Source organism: Roseixanthobacter pseudopolyaromaticivorans (assembly GCF_043195145.2).
Lineage (GTDB): Bacteria > Pseudomonadota > Alphaproteobacteria > Rhizobiales > Xanthobacteraceae > NCEH01.
The window spans coordinates 518,949-538,221 of record NZ_CM195539.1; the positions used below are offsets into that span (position 1 = coordinate 518,949).

Below are 19,273 nucleotides of genomic sequence, written 5' to 3' on the forward strand. Positions count from 1 at the left end.
GCGCGACTTGTTTGGAGACAGAGGCTCCATCCACCGCCCCTCCGTCTCGCTGAACAGGCATCGTTCAAAACTTTGAATCAGGCTCCCATACGGACAGTAAGTTGTTATGAGTTCACCAAAAGCTAAACCAAAGACGGGCTGCCTCCCCGCGCGCGCAACGCCTTGACGTCCCGGAGCGGCGGCTCGCCGAACAGGCGGCGGTATTCGCGGATAAACTGCGTGGCGCTTTCGTAGCCGACGCCTAGAGCTGTGGTGCCGACATCGGCGTCGTCGTCGAGCAAACGCCGGCGTGCTTCATGCAGTCGGAGATGCTTTTGGTACTGGATCGGGCTCATGCCCGTGAGTTCCTGAAAATGGCGGTGCAGTGTCGAAACCCCCATGCCGGCGATCGATGCCAGGTGCTCGATCCTCAGGCGTTCCTGATAGTGGCTCCGCAGCCAGGCGACGGCGCGGGCGATACGATGACCCTGTGACCCGAGGCGAACGATCTGGCGGAGGCGATGGCCGCTCGGGCCGGACAAAAGCCTGTAAAGAAGTTCGCGGTGAATGAGGCCGCTCATGAACGGCACGTCGCCGGGCCGCTCGATCAGCCCGACCAGTCGCGCCACGGCATCGAGGAGTGTGCGATCGACGCGCCCCAGCTGCGAAGGGGGCACGGTCTCGTCCGTCGCTCCCCGCAAGTCGATATCGGCCATGACCTGTCGCGCAAGGTCTAGATCGAGGTCGATCCGCAGCGCCGTATAGGGGCGTTCGGGGCTCGCGTCGGGAATGGTCACGATCGCTGGCGATCCAATGGCGCTGAGCAGAAATCTGCTCTCGTCCTGCGACCATACATGATCGCCCACGGCGACTTCCCGCGCGCCGCGAACACAAATACAGACGGACGCGTCGCTCAGATGCGTCGTCGGAGGAACCGGACGGGTGATGCGCGCGACATGCAGGCCCGGCACCGCGGTTTCATAGCTGCCAATGCTTTGCGAATGGCGCGCGATGACCTCTTCGATTTCGCGGCGGAGAAGTTCGCTGACATCCGCTGCTGGGTCTGCCTGGGCGCTCTTGCGTGATGATTTCACCATGCCTTACGCCCTATCACGCGGGCGCCTCGCTTTGTATCTATTATCTCGGGTAGAGAGATAATCAGGCAGAAATGAGAGGGGATCAGGCTACCCGTCTCCGGTGCATGGCGACTACAAGATCCACACTGCGATCCCACGACCGAAAAGGACAGCGTGCGCTCCGGACGCTCCGGAACGGCGGGCCCAATCCGGTGCCACAATGTGGAGAAATGCCATGAAATATAACCGTCTTGGAACAAGCGGATTGTTCGTCTCCGAACTCGGCTTCGGCGCCATGACATTCGGCGAGAATGAGGGGCACCCCACCCTCGGCGGGCTTGGCCAGGCAGAAGCGAATGGGCTCGTGGCGCGAGCGTATGAAGCAGGCGTCAATCTGTTCGATACGGCCGACAACTATGCCCAGGGTGCCTCCGAGCGTTTTCTGGGCGAAGCCTTGCGGGGCCTGGGCGTTCCGCGTGAGAAATACCTGATTGCGACCAAGGCCTTTTCGCCCATGGGAGAGGGTCCGAACGACGCCGGCGCGTCACGCGGGCACCTGCTGGACGCCGCAAAGAACAGCCTCAAGAGGCTGGGTGTCGACCATATCGACCTCTACCAGATCCATGGCTTCGACGCCGCAACCCCGATCGAGGAGCAGCTTCGTGCGCTCGATGATCTCGTGCGCCAGGGGCATGTACGCTATGTCGGCGTCTCGAACTGGGCAGCTTGGCAGATCGCCAAGGCGCTTGGCGTATCCGAGCGTCTGGGCATCACGCGCTTCGCCTCGCTCCAAGCCTATTACTCGGTCGCCGGCCGCGACATTGAACGTGAGATCGCGCCGCTGTTGCTGAGCGAGGGCGTCGGTCTTCTGATCTGGAGTCCCTTGGCCGGTGGCTTTCTGAGCGGAAAGAAACTCCGGGGCGCCGCCGCGCCGGACGGGAGCCGCTGGTCTGCAAATCCATTCCCGCCGTTGGATGAGGATCGGGGCTACAATGCGCTCGATGTCATGCGCCCCATCGCCGAGGCCCATGGAGCGTCCATCGCCCAGATCGCGCTGGCCTGGCTGCTGCATCAGAAGGTGGTGTCGAGCGTTCTGGTCGGCGCCAAGCGGATGGACCAGCTGGAAGACAATCTAAAGGCCGCAAGTCTCTCGCTGAGCCAAGATGAGCGCGCCGCGATCTCCAAGGTCAGCGAACTTCCCGGCGAATATCCCGGTTGGATGTTCGGCTTCCAGGGACAGGGCCGCCTCGCTCAGGTGGCAAGTTCCAACCGCTAGCCACTGACGGTCTTCGCGTCGCTCGGCGGGGATGGGTTCTTGCCGAGCCGTGTGACGCTCGCGCGCAGCATGAGGATATGGAACCGGACGCACGGAAGGGCGGCGTCAGTTGGTATTGGGGCTCTTCAACGTGTCCATGAGTTGTGCAACGTCCCGTCCGGGTGGAGCGCCGAACAGCCGCCTGTACTCGCGGCTGAATTGGGAAGGGCTCTCATAGCCGACTGCGTGGCCCACCGAAGCCACATCGCCCGGATTGGCCAGCAGCCGCGTTCGCGCCTCCTGGAGGCGGACCTGCTTCTGGTACTGGATGGGCGTGAGCGACGTCACGGTCCGGAAATGCCGGAAGAAGGAGGTCTGGCTCATATTCGCCAGCCGCGCCAGCTCGTCGATCCTCAGTGTTTCCGCGTGATGATCCCGGATCCAGCGCACCGCGCGGCTGATCTGGCGGATGTGGCTGTCGGCCAGTCCCAGTTGCCGGATCATCGCGCCCTGCGCGCCATTGATGAGGCGCCAGAGGATCTCGCGTCGGATCGCGGGGGCAAGAATGGGCAGGTCGGAGGGCCGGTCCAGCAGCCGGAGTAGCCGGACGATCGGCTCCAGCAGATCGTCGCCGGCCGTGCTGACTGCGATTCCGGGTGGTGCGCCCCTCGGCTCATCAAGCCCCGCTTCCAGCAGCAGTTCGGCGACCGCCAGCGGGTCGAGGATCAGGCCGAAGCCGAGGAAGGGTTCATCCCGGCTGGCGCGCGTCAGGCTTGCGACCAGCGGAAGTTCCAGCGCGACGATCAGATATTGCCCCGCCGCATAGTCAAACACCTTGTCGCCCAGAACCGCGCGCTTGGCGCCCTGCGCCACCAGGGCGAATGTCGGCCCGGGACTATGGCCGCGCGGCTCGCTCAGGCTGTCGGCCACCGCCAGCACGATGTCGGGCAAGGCCCGGGGCGTGGCTTGCTGTCCCGCATGGCGGATGATCAGGGTGCGAAGTTCGACGATCGGATCCATCGTCGGACTCGAGCATCGCGCCGCCGGCATCACAAGGCGAAAATGCATGATCGCCGCCTGCTTGGCAGGATCGTGCAAGAGGCTGGCGGAATCGATCTACTGGGCGCGCCCTCGGGTGTGCTTCAAAGGCGGCATCCGGCGAGGGCTTCGGCCGCGCCTTCGATCCTCAGGGACACCGCCATGCCGCTCGATTCTTATGTCACGCTTGGCCGGTCGGGCCTACGCGTCAGCCCGTTCTGCCTCGGCACCATGACCTTCGGCGAGGATCACGGCTGGGGCGCGAGCCCCGCCGACTCGGTGGCCATGCTCGAAACCTATCTGGATCTCGGTGGGAACTTCATCGATACGGCCAATATTTACACCAACGGGCATTCCGAAAAGATCATCGGTGATTTCTTCTCCACCTCGGCCGTGCGCCGTGATCGGGTCGTCATTGGCACCAAGTTCTACTGCAATCTGTTCTCGGGCGATCCCAATGGTGGCGGGGCAGGCCGGAAGGCGCTGATGCAGCAGGCCGAGGCCTCGCTGCGGCGTCTGCGAACCGACTATCTCGACATCTACTGGCTGCACATGTGGGACCGGCAGACGCCCATCGAGGAGACCTTGCGCGGGCTTGAGGATCTCGTGACGTCCGGCAAGGTCCGCTATATCGGCTTCTCCGACCTCCCGGCCTGGAAGGTGGCGGAAGCCCAGACCATCGCGCATTTCCGAGGATGGGCGCCGGTGATCGCGCTGCAGCTTGAATATTCGCTGTTGGAGCGGACAGTCGAAGGCGAGCTGATCCCCATGGCGCAGGACATGGGCATCGGCATCATGCCATGGAGCCCGCTGAAGAACGGTTTCCTGTCGGGCAAGTTCAGGCGCGGCGATGACGGAGCGGTCGATTCGCCGCGCAGCGCCCTGACCGGCCGGCCGAGCGAAGTCGACCATGTGGTCATCGATGCCGTGCGCGCCGTTGCCGAGGAGATCGGCGCATCGCCAGCCGCGGTTGCCTTGGCTTGGGTCCGCGGCCGGCCCGGCGTCACCTCGACCCTGATCGGCGCCCGCCGGCTGGACCAGCTGACTGAAAATCTCTCCGCACTCGATGTCTCGCTGACCGCGGACCAGATCGCGCGGCTCGATGCCGTGTCGGAGCCTGTGTTGGGTTTCCCGGCCCGCTATGCCGCCTTTGCCCGCATGCTGGGCTTCCCGGACACGATCATCGACGGCGTGCGAACCCCCGTGTCGCCATCGCTGACCGCGAGCCCCACGCGCTATTGAGCGGGTCTCGATACGCGATCTCGGGATTCAAACGTCGGCGGGAAAATCCGTCGACGCCGCCGTCTCCTTTTGCGCCTGCATGGATGCGAGTCTTTCGGTCAGGGCCTTCTCGATCATCATGTAGGAATCGCTGCCCAACACGATCCGCTTCGGCGCGGGCTCCTGGTCCACGCTGTCGATCATGATCCGCACCATTTTCGAGGGATCGCCATTGGGCATGCGCTTGGGATCGTCGAGCACCGTGCGGATCATGCCGACCGGCGTGCCGTCATAAGCGTCCGGCGCCGCGCCCATGCGCGCGCTGGCCGTGCTGCGGAACCCCGTCCGAGCGCCGCCAGGCTCGATGATCGTCACCCCGATCTTGAACGCAGCCACTTCCCCGGCGAGGGAGTCGAAGAAGCCCTCCAGCCCCCATTTGCTGGCGTGGTACAGGGAAGCGCCGGGATAGGTGGCCTGTCCGCCATAGGTCGACACGGCCAGAATCCGGCCTCCGCCCTGTGCGCGCAGATGCGGCAGGGCTGCGCGCGTGACCTGGATGGGGCCGACCAGATTGGTGTCGATCTGATGACGGACCTGCGCGTCCGTCAGTCCTTCGGCCGCCCCGAAAAGCCCATAGCCGGCATTGTTGACCACCACATCTATCCTGCCGAGTTCGGCGAAAGCGCGTGTTGTGACCGCGTGGATGGCGGGCCCGTCCGTCAGGTCGAGTTGAGCGGTCCAAAGGCGATCGCCATAACGGGCCTTGAGGTCATAGACCGCATCCAGCTGGCGTAACGTGCCGGCGACACGATCTCCCTTCGCGAGAAGCTGCTCGGTCATCTCGCGACCGAAGCCGCTGCTGACCCCCGTGATAAGCCAAGTGCGAGCCATTTTGAGTCCTCTGTCGGCCAGTGCTCGCTCACATTTAAGGGCCGGCATTAACCGCCATAACCGGCTCAATCCGGCATGCTATGATGGCGAATGGCCATGAATGACCAACCCACCTTGCTGGAACTTCGGGCGCTCGCAGCCATCGTCCGGCATCGCAGCTTCCGCAAGGCCGCCGATGAGATGGAGATGGCTCCCTCGACCATCAGCCATATGATCACGGGCCTTGAGACCCGGATCGGGACGCGGCTCCTGAACCGGACCACGCGCAGCGTATCGGCGACCCAGGCCGGCGCGCAGCTGGTGGCGCGCCTTCAGCCGATCCTTGGCGACCTCGATAGGGCGCTGGCGGAGGTCGATGCCGCGCGTGAGCGGCCCAGCGGCCTGCTGCGCCTCACCGCATCGGAGACGGTCTCCATGCTGCTGGTGCAGACGATCCTGCCCCGGTTTCTCGAGACGTTTCCGGAGATGACCGTGGATCTGGTCGCGGAGCCGGCCTTCGTGGACATCGTGGCGGAGGGGTTCGACGCGGGATTCCGGCTCGGCGAGGCGGTGCCGCGCGACATGGTCGCGGTGCGGTTTGGCGGGCCGTCGCGGATGCTGGCGGTGGCCTCGCCGGTCTATCTCGAAGGTCGCCGCCCCCCTGTCACGCCCGACGACCTCGCGCGGCACATCTGCATCCGGTCACGAACGCCCGGAGGCCGCCCCTATAAGTGGGAATTCGAGCGCCACGGACATGCGCTGACCGTCGATGTGGGCGGTCCGCTCATGCTCAATCGCACCGAGCTGATGATTGAAGCGGCGCTACGGGGGCTGGGGCTTGCCTTCGTGCCGGAACGGCTCGCGCAGCCCCACCTCGATGGCGGGGCGCTTCAGGCGGTGTTGCAGGACTGGTGTCCGTCCTATCCCGGGATCTTTCTCTATTATCCCGGCCATCGTCAGGTCCCGCCCGGCCTTCGCGCTTTCATCGATCTGCTCAAGACTGCTGCGGCCGGCGAGACCCCGCCCCTTAATCATCCTGGGTTATGACGACCTTGCCGAAAAGATCACGCGCGCCGAAGTGCGAAAAGGCCGCCCTTGCATCTTCGAAGGAAAAGGTGCGGTCGATCTGGGGATGAAGGCGATGCTGCGCGAACACCTTCAGCATGTCCTCCAGATCGCGCCGGCTTCCGGACGGAATCGGTTGGAGGGTGGCCTGAGCCATGAAGATGTCCATGAAGCCGGGCATCTGGCCCTGGGCGAGGACGCCCACGAGCGAGATCTGGCCGCCGATGGCCACTGCCTTCAGAGATTGCGCAAGCGTTCCCGATCCGCCCACCTCCACAATCCGATCGATCCCATACCCTCCACCCAGGTGCTTCGCCTGTTCGCCCCAAGTCTCGGCCGTCTTGTAGTTGATGACATGGTCGGCGCCGAGGTCGCGCAGGCGCGCCGCCTTGGCCTCCGACGAGGTCGTCGCGATCACCCTGGCGCCGGATGCCTTGGCGAGCTGCAAGGCGAACAGCGACACGCCGCCGGTCCCCTGGGTGAGCACGGTCTGCCCCGGCCCGACGCCGGCGAGCGCCGTCCAGGCCGTCACGGCCGCGCAGGGGAGCGAGGCCGCCTCCGCGAAGGTCAGGAAGGCGGGCATCGCCACAATTTCCTGCTCGCTGACACAGCGATACTGGCTGAGCCAGCCATCAAGATGGATTCCATACTGGAGCGGCAGTTCCCGGAACGGGCCGCCGAACCAGTTCGGCATGGTGGAATTGACGACACTGTCCCCCACCTTGAAGCGCGTCACGCCCGGGCCGATGGCTTCGACGATGCCGGCGGCGTCGGAGAGCGGCACACGTCCTTCTTCCACGCCGAAGGGCATCCATCCCTGGAGGATGGCGAGGTCGCGGAAGTTCAGCGAATTGGCCTTTATGCGAACCAGCACTTCACCGGCGGCCGGCGTAGGGACGGGCTCCTCGCAGAGTTCCAGACCATCGACCGAGCCAATCTGCTGCAAGCGGTATGTCTTCATCGGGCACCGTCCTTTGCCCGAGGCCTAATGCGACTTGACCGGACGATCCATGGCTAAGATAACGGGTTTCCTAACCTATCGTCCAAAGTGCCCATGCACCCCTTCGATTCAGTTCTTGACGCCATGGACGTGGAAAGCTCGCTCTACGTTCGGATCCGTGCGCGTGCGCCCTGGGGTATCGGGTTCAACAGCGGGTATCAGGCGAGGCTTCTGGTGGTCGCATCCGGGGATGCGTGGTTCACCCGGACCGGGCAGCCGCCATTTCAGCTTCACGCCGGTGATTGCCTCATCATCAGGAAGGGCACCGAGTGCGCCATAGCGGATAGGCCCGGCGGCGACCTGACGCCGTGCGGGCAGGTCGTCGATCGGGTCACCGGCGACGCCGTGGAATTCGGTGGTACCGGCGCGGCATGCGCGTTCATTTCCGCCCGCATGACATTCGACCACACGGCCGGCGAGCCGCTTCTGGCGCTCCTGCCCGAGGTCGTGCATGTGCCACTCGGCGCTGGAGACTCCGGCCGGCTCCTCGCGATATTCGACCTGATCGGCCAGGAAGAGGCGGAGCGGGGCCTCGGCGCAGGCTTCGTGATCGGCCGGCTCATCGATACCCTCTTCATCCAGGTCATTCGCGCCTGGGCGAAGGCCGAGGGAAATATTCCGTCCGGCTGGCTCGCGGGTCTCGGTCATCATCGACTGGCCGGAACGCTCGGCCTGATCCATGCCGATCTGCGGAAGCCCTGGACCATTGAGACGCTGGCGCGAAGCGCGGCCATGTCGCGCTCCGCCTTCGCCGTCCTTTTCAAGTCGGTGGTCGGCGTGCCGCCGCTGGCCTATATCGCAGGCTGGCGAATCTACAGGGCCAAGATGCTGCTTGCGGGCGGACACTCCATCGCGAAGGCGGCCGAACTGTCCGGCTACGGGTCGGACATCGCCCTGAGCCGCGCTTTCCGCGCGGCAACGGGCCTCTCACCGGGACAGTGGCGGGCGCGATATCGCGCAGATGCCGACAGTGCCGGCCGGTCCGTCCCGCTGGATCGCCCTGTGGGGGCGGAACAGCCTTCCTAGCGGCGACCAAATCGCAACGACCAAGCCGGTGTAAATAAAACGGATGTCTTTAACCTTCAGGGTTCCGCGCCCTCGCGGTCTGCGCGCGACATCGCCCCGCCTGCTTCATCATATGTCTCCTGCGCGGCTCGAACCCCTTCGGCATGCTTCGCCGTCCAAAGGAGGAGCGTGGTGACGGGTTCGTCGAGCGAATAGCCAAGCTCCGTAAAGCTGTATTCGACCCCAAGCTGGCGCCCATCGATGACACGCCGGCGGATCAGTCCGTTCCTCTCCAACCGACGGAGGCACGAGGCGAGGCTGCGCTGCGAGATGTCGGGAATGTCCCGCCGGATCGCGTTGAAGCGGCGAACGCCCGCATGATCGCAAAGCGATCCCAGCACCAACAGCGTCCATTTGTCCGCGATGAGATCCAGCAGCACGCGGTCGCGCCGCAGCTCGGGATCGATGGTATCGGACATGAGTAACTCCAGTGATACCAGGTGCCGTCAACGTGCGTAATGTACATCTGGTATCGATTTGATACTAGTCGGTCATTGCGAGGAGACACGCGTGACCACAAGCACCCAACGACCGCGCACCCTGTTCACGGGCGCGACCATTCTTTCGATGGATCCGGCGATCGGGGATATCGTCAACGCCGATCTGCTCGTGGACGGCGATCGGATCGCCGCGATCGGAGCCGGCCTCGGCGTCGCGGACGCCGACACCATCGATGCATCGCGCGCCATCCTCATGCCGGGCTTTGTCGATGCGCACCGTCACGCCTGGCAGGGCACGCTGCGGCAGCTCATGCCCAACGTGGACACGCTCGACGCCTATGTGCAGGACACACACCTCACATTGGCGCCGCATTATCGGCCCGAGGATCATTATGTCGGCAATCTGCTGACGGCGCTTGGCAGCCTGGATGCCGGGACGACCACGATCGTGGATGCATCCCACAACGCCCGTAGCCCGGAGCATACCGACGCCTGCCTCGACGCCCTGCAGGACGCCGGCATCCGCGCCTTGCACATGCCCGGCAAGCCGCTGGCCGGCGCCTGGGCGGAGCACTGGCCACACGATCTGAAGCGGCTGAAGAGCGCGCGGTTCGCATCGAGCGACCAATTGCTCACCCTCGGACTATTCTGCACACCCGATCCCGACATTTGGGCCTTCGCGCGCGAGTCAGACTTGCGCATGCTCATCGAATTTCTCGGCCCGATGGCGGCCATGCTCGACGGGCTGGAGGATCAGCTCGGCCCGGACCAGATTTTCAACCACTGCACCAGCCTGCCCGAGGCGACCTGGCGCGTTTTTGCCGAGAAGGACGTCCGCGTGACGGTCGATCCGCGTTCGGACGCCCAGTACGCCCTCGCCGGCGGGGTCTTTGCCTGGCAGCAGGCCGTGGATCACGGCTTGCGCCCCGGCATCGGCACCGATCTGGAAACCGCCTATGGCGGCGACATGCCGACGGAATTGCGCGTGGCCTTCGCCCTGCAGCGCGCCACCGCACAGGGCCGGCGCTACGCCGGAGATGAAGCGGCGCCAGCGCCGATACGGGTTGAAGACCTTCTGCGGGCGGCGACCATCGACGGGGCCCGTTGCGCGGGGTTTGATCATCGCACCGGCAGCCTGACGCTGGGCAAACAGGCCGATCTTATCGTCGTACGGACAGACGGGATCAGCCTCTTGGGCACCAACAATGCCGCCGGAGCGATCGTCCACGGTGCCGACCGCTCCAACATCAGCGACGTGATGGTCGCGGGCCGCTTCCGCAAGCGAGATGGGCAAATGGTCGATCTGGACTTGGCGGGGCTTCAGCGTCGCGTCGAAGCATCGCAGGATCATCTGTTGTCGTCGGTCGGCCACGTTCGCAACCCGCTCGCCTCGAGCTTTGGGCCGCTCAGCCCCGAGAAGCAGCCGCCATGGACCGGCCGCTGACGCTCCAGACGGCCGGGATCGCGCGGACCCACGAACGCCGCCACCCGTCCGCGGGCGCGGACTCCGTGATTCTGCTTCTGCCGCGGGTGATGGTGATGAAGCCATTGTGATCGGCGCGCGGGGCGCGGAAGGGCAGACATCACGCACTTGAGCGCGGCATCGAGCAGAGCTCGGAGAACCAAGTGAGCGATGGGACGTTCCTGACACACCGCATCATCGACAGGAGGCGGCCGCCACCTATTTCCGACCCTGGCGTCCGCTGGCTTCGCGGCCAGTGCCTCGCACCGGTCTCCGCGGCTGCCCAATGGCAAACGACAGGAACATTAATCTATGACCAATCGCGCAAAGCAGATTTTCAAGCCGGAATTTCAGTTCGGTCTGGGCGGCGTGCCGCTCGGCAACGAGTTCGACAAGCACACCGACAAGGAGGCCGAGGCGACGCTGGAGACGGCTTGGGACGTAGGCGTGCGCTATTATGATGTCGCGCCTTGGTATGGCTTCGGTCTCTCCGAACGTCGCTTCGGCCATTTCCTGCACAACAAGAACAGGGACGACTATCTTCTGTCCTCGAAGGTGGGAAAGCTCTTCAAGGCGTCGAAGAACAACCGCCACGCCGAGATCTTTCCGCTCTCGGACTCGCCCAACGATCTGGTCATCGACTATACGGCCGACGGCGTGCGTCGCTCGATCGAGGACAGCCTCCAGCGCCTTGGCGTCTCCCACCTGGACATCGCCTTCGTCCACGATCTGTCGCCCGACTTCGCCTATTTTCCGAACGGCTGGGAGGAGCAATACGAGACCGCCCGCAAGGGCGCCTTTCCGGCGCTCTCGAAATTGCGCGACGAGGGCGTCATCCGCGCGTGGGGCGTCGGCGTGAACACGCCCTATGCGATTCTGAAGGTGATCGAGGACGCGGATCCCGACGTCTGCCTGTGCGCGCGCCAATACTCCCTGATCGATCATGCCAATGCGCTCAATCAGGTGTTTCCGGCCGTACGCGAGAAGAACGTCTCACTGGTCATGGGCTCGTCGCTCAATGCCGGCTTCATCTCCGGGAGCGCACGCTACAATTATGGCAAGGAGAACTTCAAAATACCTCGGGACGTGATCGAAAAGCGCGAAAAGCTCCGCGCGGTCGCGGCGCGCCATGGTGTCGATCTGCGCACCGCGGCCTTGCAGTTCTCTGCCGCCGCGTCGGAAGCTGTAGCTCTTGTCGTGGGTGCGCGCAGCGACCAGCAGATTCTTGAAGATTATAATTCAATGCAGGCGAAAATCCCCGTCGACTTCTGGACCGAGCTCAAACAGCAAAACCTGATTGAGGCCAATGCTTCGCTGCCTGCCGCGCGGGCCGAATAATAGCCGGGCTGTCCTGGATTTCTCATGTAGCTGCAGTTGTTCGCAGTTCGGCAAACTCGCGAGCAAGTCGCGTCGAGATGAAATCGACGAAAACACGCACTTTGGGCAGCGGATGGCGGCTCGCTGGCCAAAGAAGGTTGAGAGATCCGACCTCATTGCTGTGACCGGGGAGGACTTCCAAGAGAGAGCCGGCTTCGATCTTCCGACAGACAGCGAAATGCGGAAGGAAGGCGATGCCGCGGCCCATCTCCGCCAGTTCAAGCAGAGGCCCCATCATATTTGCGGCGATCGTCACGGGGACTGCGGCCGCTTCCAGGACCGGTTCAACCGGCCATGGCATCAGCCGTCCTGTTTCCGGATAGCGATGACGGAGGCAGCGATGCACGGTGAGGTCGCTCGCCGCCATGGGGGCGCCGTACATGCCGACATAGTCCGGTGAAGCGACGAACCTCCATTCAAACGTGCCGAGCTTGCGGTGAAGCAATCGGCTGTCTTTGGGTACGCCGGACCGGATGACGGCATCGAAGCCTTCCTCGAGGACGTCGACGAAGCGATCGTTGATGTCGAGGTCCAGCTCGATCTCCGGATACGCCTTGGCGAACTCCGACACCACGGGCAGGAGGAGCGTTGGCTCGACCGGCAAGCTGATCTTGAGGCGACCTCGGGGGGCGGCACCGGCGACTGCGAGCTCGCTCTGGGCCGCTTCGACTTCGGCCAGGATCCGCCGACATCGATCAAGGAAGAGCAATCCCTCGTCGGTAATTGTAATCGAGCGGGTCGACCGGTGAAACAGCCGCACGCCAAGCTGATCCTCCAGCTTCTGGATCGCCTTGCCGACCGCTGACGGCGTTAAGCCAACGGCTTGGCCCGCCAGCTTGAAGCTTCTCTTGTCCGCGGCCTGAACAAAGGCCTGCATCGCGCCGATGCTCTCCACCGTAGAGGCCATAAGCGAAAATCCGTCCGCAGTGAAACGAATTAAAGAAAGTTTTTTGGCCTCATCCCATTTGGTAGTCAAGAGCCAGCACAGATCACAGCAGGCTCGACATGACGGACTTGTTTTCTCCTTTCGACCTATCGGGACTTCCCGTTCCCAACCGCATCTTCATGCCCCCGCTGACCCGGTCTCGCGGTCCGCGGGATGCCGCGACCGAACAGGTGGCGCTCTACTACACGCAGCGCGCGACGGCCGGGCTCATCATCTCCGAGGGCTCGCCGATTTCGGCCGAAGGGCAGGGCTACTTCTACAATCCGGGCATCTTCACGCCTGAGCAAATCGCGGGCTGGCGGATGGTGACGAACTCCGTCCATAGCGTGGATGGCAGGATGTTCATCCAGCTCTGGCACGTAGGTCGGATCTCACACACGTCCATCCAGCCCGGCGGGGCCGCGCCGGTGAGCTCGACCGACCGCATCGCAGAGGGTTCGATGGCGTTTGGCCGTGATGATCACGGGCAGGTCGGGTTTGTCCAGGCGTCGCGACCACGCGCGCTCGCCACTGAAGAGATCGCCCGCGTCGTCGCCGATTTCGTGCAAGCCGCACGCAACGCGATGGAGGCCGGCTTCGATGGTGTCGAACTGCACGCCGCCAACGGCTATCTGTTCGACCAATTCCTCAATCCCCTGATCAACGATCGCAGCGACCGCTATGGCGCGGCCACGATGGAGGGGCGGCTGCGCTTCACGCTCGAGGTCGTCGATGCTGTCGGCAAGGCGATCGGCCCCGGCAAGGTCGGCATCCGCCTGACCCCCTATGGCGTGATCGGTTCAGTGCCGATGTTTGAGGATGCCGAGGAAACCTATGTCTTGCTGGGCAAAGCCCTCGGCGAGCGGCGGATCGCCTATTTCCACGTGATGGATCAGACGGGTTTCTTCAACACGCCGGCCGGTCAGAAGCCCACCAGCGATCTCATCAAGGACGTGCTGATCACGTGGCGCTCGGTCGCGCCGAATACCGCAATCCTGCTTGACGGCGGCTTGACCAAGGCGCGCGCTAACGAACTGATCACCAACGGGGTGATCGATCTCGCGGGATTTGGACAGGCCTATATCGCGAATCCGGACCTGGTCGCGCGGCTGCGCAACGACTGGCCGCTCAATGCCGCCGACCGCGCCACCTACTACACCGGCGGCAGCAAGGGTTACGTCGACTATCCACCATACCGACCCGAGGCCTTGGCGCGAAGCGCATGAAGATGATTGGCGCCGCCGCAGGACGAGGCGCATCTACGAAAGGAACCATAGGCATGCCACGCTATGATGAGTTCAGAGGCAAGGTCGCGCTGGTCACCGGCGCGGGCTCCGGAATTGGTCGCGCCACCGCGCTCGCCTTCGCCAGCCAGGGCGCGAGGGTCGTCGTGTCGGACATCAACCCGGCGTCCGGCGAAGAGACCGTTCGCCGGATCGTCCAGGCCGGCGGTGAAGCGATCTTCGTTGCTACCGACGTCAGCGATGAATCTCAGGTGAGTGCGCTTGTCGGCCAAGCCGTCACGACATACGGACAGCTCGACTATGCGTTCAACAATGCCGGTCTCACCCAGAACTCCCAACCCCTCGCCGAGCAGCCCTCCGACACCTACGAGAAGCTGTTCGACGTGAGCGTGCGTGGCGTGTGGCTCTCCATGCGCGCCGAGATTGACCAGATGGTCAGGCAGGGCCATGGCGCCATCGTCAATATGGGATCCATGTCGGCGGTGGTCGGCATCGCCGGGCTCTCGACCTATACCGGCACCAAACATGCGGTTCTTGGCCTGACCCGTGGCGCCGCCCTCGACTACGCCAGGCAAGGCATCCGCATCAATGCTGTCGGGCCGGGGACGATCGACACCCCGATGATTGAGCGCTTCATTGAATTGGCGGGGACAGACGCTGTCATGGAGCCCATACGCGCGGCTCATCCCATCGGCCGGACGGGTCGGCCCGAGGAAGTGGCCGAGGCGGTGCTATGGTTGTGCTCGGATGCTTCGTCATTTGTTCTGGGGCAAATCTTGATGGTGGACGGCGGCTATTCCATCCAGTGATCGCCGCGGAACAGGCCAGCCGGACACAATTCCAGATGACGCCGCCGTGAGCCTTGAAGGCTGAGAGCTGGCTTTCACGAAATTCTAAGCGGGCTGTTTGCTGGCATGCCCGCTTAGCTCCCCTGTTTTTAGAAATCATCCGAGCGCTTTCGCGGCCTGATGAATCGCCGCCTTAATGCGCAGATAGGTCGCGCAGCGACATATGTTTCCGCTCATCGCGGCATCGATATCGGTGTCGGTCGGCGCGTGGTTCTCCGATAGCAGCGCGCTCGCACTCATGATCTGGCCGGACTGGCAGTAGCCGCATTGGACGACATTCAGATCGACCCAGGCGTCCTGCACAGCCCTGCCGACCGCCGTGTTGCCGACGCCCTCGATCGTCGTGACGGACAGTCCACGGACCGCGTCGACGGGCAGGACGCAGGAGCGCGTCGCCGCTCCGTCGACATGCACGGTGCAGGCCCCGCACATCGCCGCGCCGCATCCGAATTTGGTGCCGGTCAGCGCAAGAACGTCGCGCAGGAACCAGAGCAGCGGCATGTTCGAATCGCCTTCGAAGGTGACCTCCCGGCCATTCAGCGTGAAGACAAACCCTTCTGTCTGTCGGGTATCCGATGCCATTTCGAGGCCTCTCAGAGTCGTGCGGAGGAAGCGTGGAGCGGAAGCTGGAGCGCGGCGTCCGACCATCCGAGCCGGGCCAGGGCATTCGCGACGGCGGGGCCGATCACCGGCACGCCCAGTTCCCCAACGCCCGTTGGCGGTTCTTTGGACGGAACGATGATCACCTCGACTTCCGGCATCTCCTCATGGCGCAGCACTCGGTAGTCGTGAAAATTCGACTGCACGATGCGGCCGTCTTTGAGGTCGATCTGGCCGAACAGGGCGATGCCGAGACCGTATCCGGTGCCGCCCTCGATCTGGGCTTTGATGACATCCGGGTTGACCGCCATACCGCAGTCGACGGCGCACCACACTTTGTGGATACGTGGCACCCCGTCCGGCCCCATCGAGACCTCCGCGATCTGGGCGACCGAGGTGGAAAAGGCCCTGCCGACCGCGACGCCGCGCGCCCGGCCATTGCCAACCATCGGCCCGGACCAGCCGGCAGCCTGCGCGACGGCCTTGAGGACCCCGACCTCCTTCGGCGCCGTGCCGAGGAGGGCGATGCGGCCCTCGACTGGATCCTGGCCGAGTGCCTCCAGCACCTTGTCGATGAAACGCTCGACGGCATAGGCCGTATGGGTACTGCCGACCGAGCGCAGCGAGGATGTCGGAACCTTGTCCCGCACGATATGCGCGTCGCACAGGAAATTGCCGACGCCGTACAGCATATTGGCGGCGCCCTCGACCATCAGCGCGTCTGCGCCGCTCGGCATGCGGGCGCGCAGCACGCTGTCGACCCCGAAGGAGTGACCCACAATCCTGTTGTGCCACGCGCTGAGCCGGCCTTCCTTTATGGCCGCCCGCATGCGGTGAAGGATCATGGGCCGGTACCAGCCGCCGGTGATGTCGTCCTCCCGTGTCCACATCACCTTTACGCCCCGGCCTGGGCCGATCCCCTTGGCGGCGGCGGCCATGTCGGCGGCGAAGTCCGGGCCGAGGACTTCGTTGCCCAGGTCGATGCGGCGGCCGAAGCTGCCGCCGGCATAAACAGTCTCGATCTCGATCTTCTCGATCGGCAGATCGAACAGGCGCGCGAATTGCCGCTGATCGAAGGTGTGCATCTGGCAGCCGTACCGAGCCCTCACGCTCGCCCCGTCCCAGATGATGAAGCCGCAGAGCGGCTCCATGGCCGCATGGGCGACATAGGGAAAGGTAAACTCGGCCTCGATGATCCTGTCGGCCCCGGCGAAGGCCCGCTCCACGCTGCCGCGCTCCGCCGCGATCAGGCCCGGCTTGCCAGCAACGGTGCGGAACGCCGCGAAGATGTCGGCGGTGTTGCGCGTCTCTGCTTCGCTCTCATCCCAGGTCACGTCGAGGGCCTCTCGGCCCTGGATCGCGGCCCAGGTGCTGGTCGCGTAGACGGCGATACCGGTATCGATCTGCCGGACCGCGACGACGCCGGGCACTTCGAGCGCGCGGGAGGCATCGAAGGCGCGCACCTTTCCTCCGAAGCGAGGCGCTTTGCGGATGACGGCGGTCAGCATGCCGGGCTCGCGGATGTCCATGCCGAACACGGCGCTGCCGTCGCCCTTTGCTCGCGAGTCCACGCGCGGCACGTGAGATGTCTTGCCGATCAGTCGGAACTCCGACGGCGACTTGAGTTTCAGCGTCGCAGGGTCCGGTGCGGCCAATGTGCTAGCCAAAGCCGCAAGCGCTCCGTAGCGTGCCGCCCTACCGGAAGGCGGGTGCAGCAGCACACCGGTCTCGGTGCGGATTTCCTCGATCGGCACCGCCCAGTCCCTGGCGGCCGCCTCCATCAGCATGCGGCGGGCCATGGCGCCCATCCGGCGCATCTGATCATAGGCCTCGCGGATCGCACTCGATCCGCCGGTCCCCTGCCAGCCATAGATCAGGTGCTTGTACACGGCGGTATCGGCCCTTGCGGTCTCGACGCGGATGGTCGACCAGTCCGCATCGAGTTCTTCCGCCACCAGCGTCGCCATGCCGGTATGGGCGCCCTGGCCGAATTCGATGTGCTTGCTGAGGATGGTCACGACATCGTCGGAGCCAATGCGCACGAAAGCATTGGGCTCAAGGGAGGCACCAGCCGGCAGCGGCGTCGCAAGGCCCTTCTTCAGGGGAAGCGCGGCACCGATGAACCGACGCCACGTCGCGCTTGGGCGGCGCACCGAACATCCGGCGGTATTCCCGGTTGAACTGCGTGGGACTCTCATAGCCGACCTTCAAGGCGGCGAGGCCCGCATCGATCCGGTCGTTCACCATGAGCCGCCGCGCCTCATGCAGCCTCAGCTGCTTCTGATACTGCAGCGGGCTCATGGCGGTGATGGCCCGGAAATGGTGATGCAGGGTCGATTCCCCCATGCCCGCCCGTTGGGCCAGCTCATCAATCCTGAGGGCCTCGGTGAAGTTCTCGCGGATCCATTGGATCGCTGCCGCGACCCTGTTCGTGCGCGTCCCCAGCTGCACCGCCTGCCGCAGCCGGTCCCCGATGGGGCTTGTCAGGACATGATAGAGAATTTCCCGCTGCAACGTCCGGGCGAGGATCGGGATATCCTGCGGGCTGTCGAGCAGCTCCACGAGGCGCATGGCGGCCAGGGCAAGGGGCGGGGCGAGGGGGCCGATGGCCATGCCGGTGCCGGCGCTCGACTCCGGGCCATATTGCGCAACCTCGCAGATGAGCTCGCGCGCCAGCTCCAGGTCGATGTTGAGCTTGATGGAGTAATAGGGCTGCGATGGTGAGGCGTCGAGAACCTGCACGATGGTGGGGAGCCCGACCGACGTCAGCAGAAAATGGGATTCGTCATAGACATAGCTTTCATCGCCCAGGACGACGCGCTTCGACCCACAGGCGATGAGGGCGAAAGAGGGATCGTAAAGGAAGGACGTCGGCTCGGCGGGACCGGTCTTGCCATGGATGGTCAGGCCTGCGACCGGGGTCTGCTCACGCTGGCCGCCGCTGTCCAGATGGCGTTTGACGATATCCGCGATCCGGCTGCGGGCAAAGATGACCGCGGCATCCGGGCCGGCGGCGCTTCTTTCTGCGATGATCATCCACGGCCCCCGCTTCCGGTCTGATGATGAACGAGGCTGAGTTTCCCGGAAAATAGGAGCGGCGCCTTGCGTCGGCTAGCCCAATCCGCTGGAATAATTGCCTATTCCTATCGATCGGCGCCCTTCTTTGGCAGGCTGGCTGCCCCTGCGAGACCCGCAAGGACCAGATCCATCATCCGCTGGGCCTGCGTTTGGCCCTCCGCACCGGGTGGAATGCGCCAGAGAAAGCCCATGAGCAGGAGCACGTCGGACGGCTGCAGGCCGGGGCGCAGGCTGCCCTGCGCAACGCAGGCCCGCAGCAGCGCGTCCACCGCCGCCGTGACGGGCGCATAGGTGCCGCGGATGGCATCCTGTGCCGCCGGACTGTGCAGGGCCTCCCCCAGGCCGTGCTTCACGCGGATATAGTCTGCGAGCGTGAGGAACCACGTGCGGAAGGCCTCTAGCGGCGGATGCGCCGCGAGCAGCCTCGGGACGGAGTCCACCAGCCGCTCGATGTCATGCTGGTAGACCGCGAGGATCAGCGCCTCCCGCGTCGGAAAATGGCGATAGAGCGTGCCGGCGCCGACGCCTGCACGCTTGGCGATCTCGTTCAGCGACATCAGCCCGGACTCCGCGAACGCGTCGTGGGCGACCTCGAGAATATGCTCACGGTTTTTCAACGCATCGGCGCGCTTCGCCGTCGGGGGACCTTCTGACACGACCTCGTCCTCGAATGGCATCGGCAATGGGCTCTTGATAAGCGGAGAATTCTCCGTTAAGCCCATCCGATCAA

19 protein-coding genes are annotated in these 19,273 nt (G+C 64.4%); 9 read left to right on the plus strand and 10 right to left on the minus strand.

The genetic code is table 11. The features are described from left to right. Positions 1 to 122 precede the first annotated feature (122 nt). Positions 123 to 1,076 (minus strand): AraC family transcriptional regulator, encoded by a 954-nt coding sequence (locus tag V5F68_RS02410; protein WP_394014638.1) that lies wholly within the window; start codon positions 1,074 to 1,076, stop codon positions 123 to 125. A 214-nt stretch (positions 1,077 to 1,290) separates the two neighbouring features. Here V5F68_RS02410 and V5F68_RS02415 point away from each other — a divergent pair, with 214 nt between their 5' ends. Continuing rightward, positions 1,291 to 2,331, plus strand: coding sequence for an aldo/keto reductase (locus V5F68_RS02415; RefSeq protein WP_394014637.1), 1,041 nt, complete (start codon positions 1,291 to 1,293; stop codon positions 2,329 to 2,331). Between the two features lie 105 nt (positions 2,332 to 2,436). Here the strand turns inward: V5F68_RS02415 and V5F68_RS02420 are convergent, their stop codons facing one another. Beyond that, a complete protein-coding gene (locus V5F68_RS02420) occupies positions 2,437 to 3,330 on the minus strand; it encodes an AraC family transcriptional regulator (RefSeq protein ID WP_394014636.1) in 894 nt (297 codons plus the stop codon). A 180-nt stretch (positions 3,331 to 3,510) separates the two neighbouring features. Between V5F68_RS02420 and V5F68_RS02425 the strand changes: the two genes are divergently transcribed. Continuing rightward, entirely contained in the window at positions 3,511 to 4,590 is a 1,080-nt protein-coding gene (locus tag V5F68_RS02425) for an aldo/keto reductase (protein WP_394014635.1), read from the plus strand. 27 nt (positions 4,591 to 4,617) lie between these two features. Here the strand turns inward: V5F68_RS02425 and V5F68_RS02430 are convergent, their stop codons facing one another. Next, on the minus strand, positions 4,618 to 5,460 hold the full coding sequence (locus tag V5F68_RS02430) for an SDR family oxidoreductase (protein ID WP_394014634.1): 843 nt from the start codon (positions 5,458 to 5,460) through the stop codon (positions 4,618 to 4,620). Between the two features lie 96 nt (positions 5,461 to 5,556). Between V5F68_RS02430 and V5F68_RS02435 the strand changes: the two genes are divergently transcribed. Then, complete coding sequence (locus tag V5F68_RS02435) at positions 5,557 to 6,486, plus strand: LysR family transcriptional regulator (protein WP_394014633.1); 930 nt, start codon at positions 5,557 to 5,559, stop codon at positions 6,484 to 6,486. On the opposite strand, the gene V5F68_RS02440 is transcribed toward V5F68_RS02435, so the two are convergent. Then, complete coding sequence (locus V5F68_RS02440; protein ID WP_394014632.1) at positions 6,467 to 7,465, minus strand: zinc-dependent alcohol dehydrogenase family protein; 999 nt, start codon at positions 7,463 to 7,465, stop codon at positions 6,467 to 6,469. The two genes, V5F68_RS02435 and V5F68_RS02440, sit on opposite strands and share 20 nt — an antisense overlap. Positions 7,466 to 7,558: 93 nt before the next feature. On the opposite strand from V5F68_RS02440, the gene V5F68_RS02445 reads away from it, so the two are divergent. Next, a complete protein-coding gene (locus V5F68_RS02445) occupies positions 7,559 to 8,530 on the plus strand; it encodes an AraC family transcriptional regulator (RefSeq protein WP_394014631.1) in 972 nt (323 codons plus the stop codon). Positions 8,531 to 8,586: 56 nt separating this feature from the next. Here the strand turns inward: V5F68_RS02445 and V5F68_RS02450 are convergent, their stop codons facing one another. Further along, positions 8,587 to 8,988 (minus strand): winged helix-turn-helix transcriptional regulator, encoded by a 402-nt coding sequence (locus V5F68_RS02450; protein ID WP_394014630.1) that lies wholly within the window; start codon positions 8,986 to 8,988, stop codon positions 8,587 to 8,589. Between the two features lie 91 nt (positions 8,989 to 9,079). Between V5F68_RS02450 and V5F68_RS02455 the strand changes: the two genes are divergently transcribed. From V5F68_RS02455 to V5F68_RS02465, 3 genes are all read left to right on the plus strand, one after another. Next, the gene (locus V5F68_RS02455; RefSeq protein ID WP_394014629.1) at positions 9,080 to 10,453 is read left to right on the plus strand and encodes an amidohydrolase family protein; all 1,374 of its coding nucleotides are present in this window, start codon (positions 9,080 to 9,082) and stop codon (positions 10,451 to 10,453) included. Then, on the plus strand, positions 10,438 to 10,563 hold the full coding sequence (locus V5F68_RS02460; RefSeq protein ID WP_394104114.1) for a hypothetical protein: 126 nt from the start codon (positions 10,438 to 10,440) through the stop codon (positions 10,561 to 10,563). The genes V5F68_RS02455 and V5F68_RS02460 overlap by 16 nt, the downstream gene beginning before the upstream one ends. Positions 10,564 to 10,783: 220 nt before the next feature. After that, on the plus strand, positions 10,784 to 11,809 hold the full coding sequence (locus tag V5F68_RS02465; RefSeq protein WP_394014628.1) for an aldo/keto reductase: 1,026 nt from the start codon (positions 10,784 to 10,786) through the stop codon (positions 11,807 to 11,809). A gap of 22 nt (positions 11,810 to 11,831) precedes the next feature. Here V5F68_RS02465 and V5F68_RS02470 read toward each other — a convergent pair whose 3' ends face one another. After that, positions 11,832 to 12,824, minus strand: a complete 993-nt coding sequence (locus tag V5F68_RS02470; RefSeq protein WP_394014627.1) for a LysR family transcriptional regulator — start codon at positions 12,822 to 12,824, stop codon at positions 11,832 to 11,834. Positions 12,825 to 12,853: 29 nt separating this feature from the next. On the opposite strand from V5F68_RS02470, the gene V5F68_RS02475 reads away from it, so the two are divergent. Continuing rightward, positions 12,854 to 13,999 (plus strand): alkene reductase, encoded by a 1,146-nt coding sequence (locus V5F68_RS02475; protein ID WP_394014626.1) that lies wholly within the window; start codon positions 12,854 to 12,856, stop codon positions 13,997 to 13,999. A gap of 53 nt (positions 14,000 to 14,052) precedes the next feature. Then, complete coding sequence (locus V5F68_RS02480) at positions 14,053 to 14,826, plus strand: SDR family oxidoreductase (protein WP_394014625.1); 774 nt, start codon at positions 14,053 to 14,055, stop codon at positions 14,824 to 14,826. 135 nt (positions 14,827 to 14,961) lie between these two features. On the opposite strand, the gene V5F68_RS02485 is transcribed toward V5F68_RS02480, so the two are convergent. From V5F68_RS02485 to V5F68_RS02500, 4 genes are all read right to left on the minus strand, one after another. Further along, on the minus strand, positions 14,962 to 15,447 hold the full coding sequence (locus V5F68_RS02485) for a (2Fe-2S)-binding protein (RefSeq protein WP_394014624.1): 486 nt from the start codon (positions 15,445 to 15,447) through the stop codon (positions 14,962 to 14,964). Positions 15,448 to 15,458: 11 nt separating this feature from the next. Beyond that, complete coding sequence (locus tag V5F68_RS02490) at positions 15,459 to 17,618, minus strand: xanthine dehydrogenase family protein molybdopterin-binding subunit (RefSeq protein ID WP_394014623.1); 2,160 nt, start codon at positions 17,616 to 17,618, stop codon at positions 15,459 to 15,461. Further along, the gene (locus V5F68_RS02495; RefSeq protein WP_394014622.1) at positions 17,521 to 18,501 is read right to left on the minus strand and encodes an AraC family transcriptional regulator; all 981 of its coding nucleotides are present in this window, start codon (positions 18,499 to 18,501) and stop codon (positions 17,521 to 17,523) included. Before V5F68_RS02495 ends, V5F68_RS02490 begins: the two co-directional genes overlap by 98 nt. Positions 18,502 to 18,608: 107 nt before the next feature. Next, a complete protein-coding gene (locus V5F68_RS02500) occupies positions 18,609 to 19,220 on the minus strand; it encodes a TetR/AcrR family transcriptional regulator (RefSeq protein WP_394014621.1) in 612 nt (203 codons plus the stop codon). Between the last annotated feature and the right edge of the window lie 53 nt (positions 19,221 to 19,273).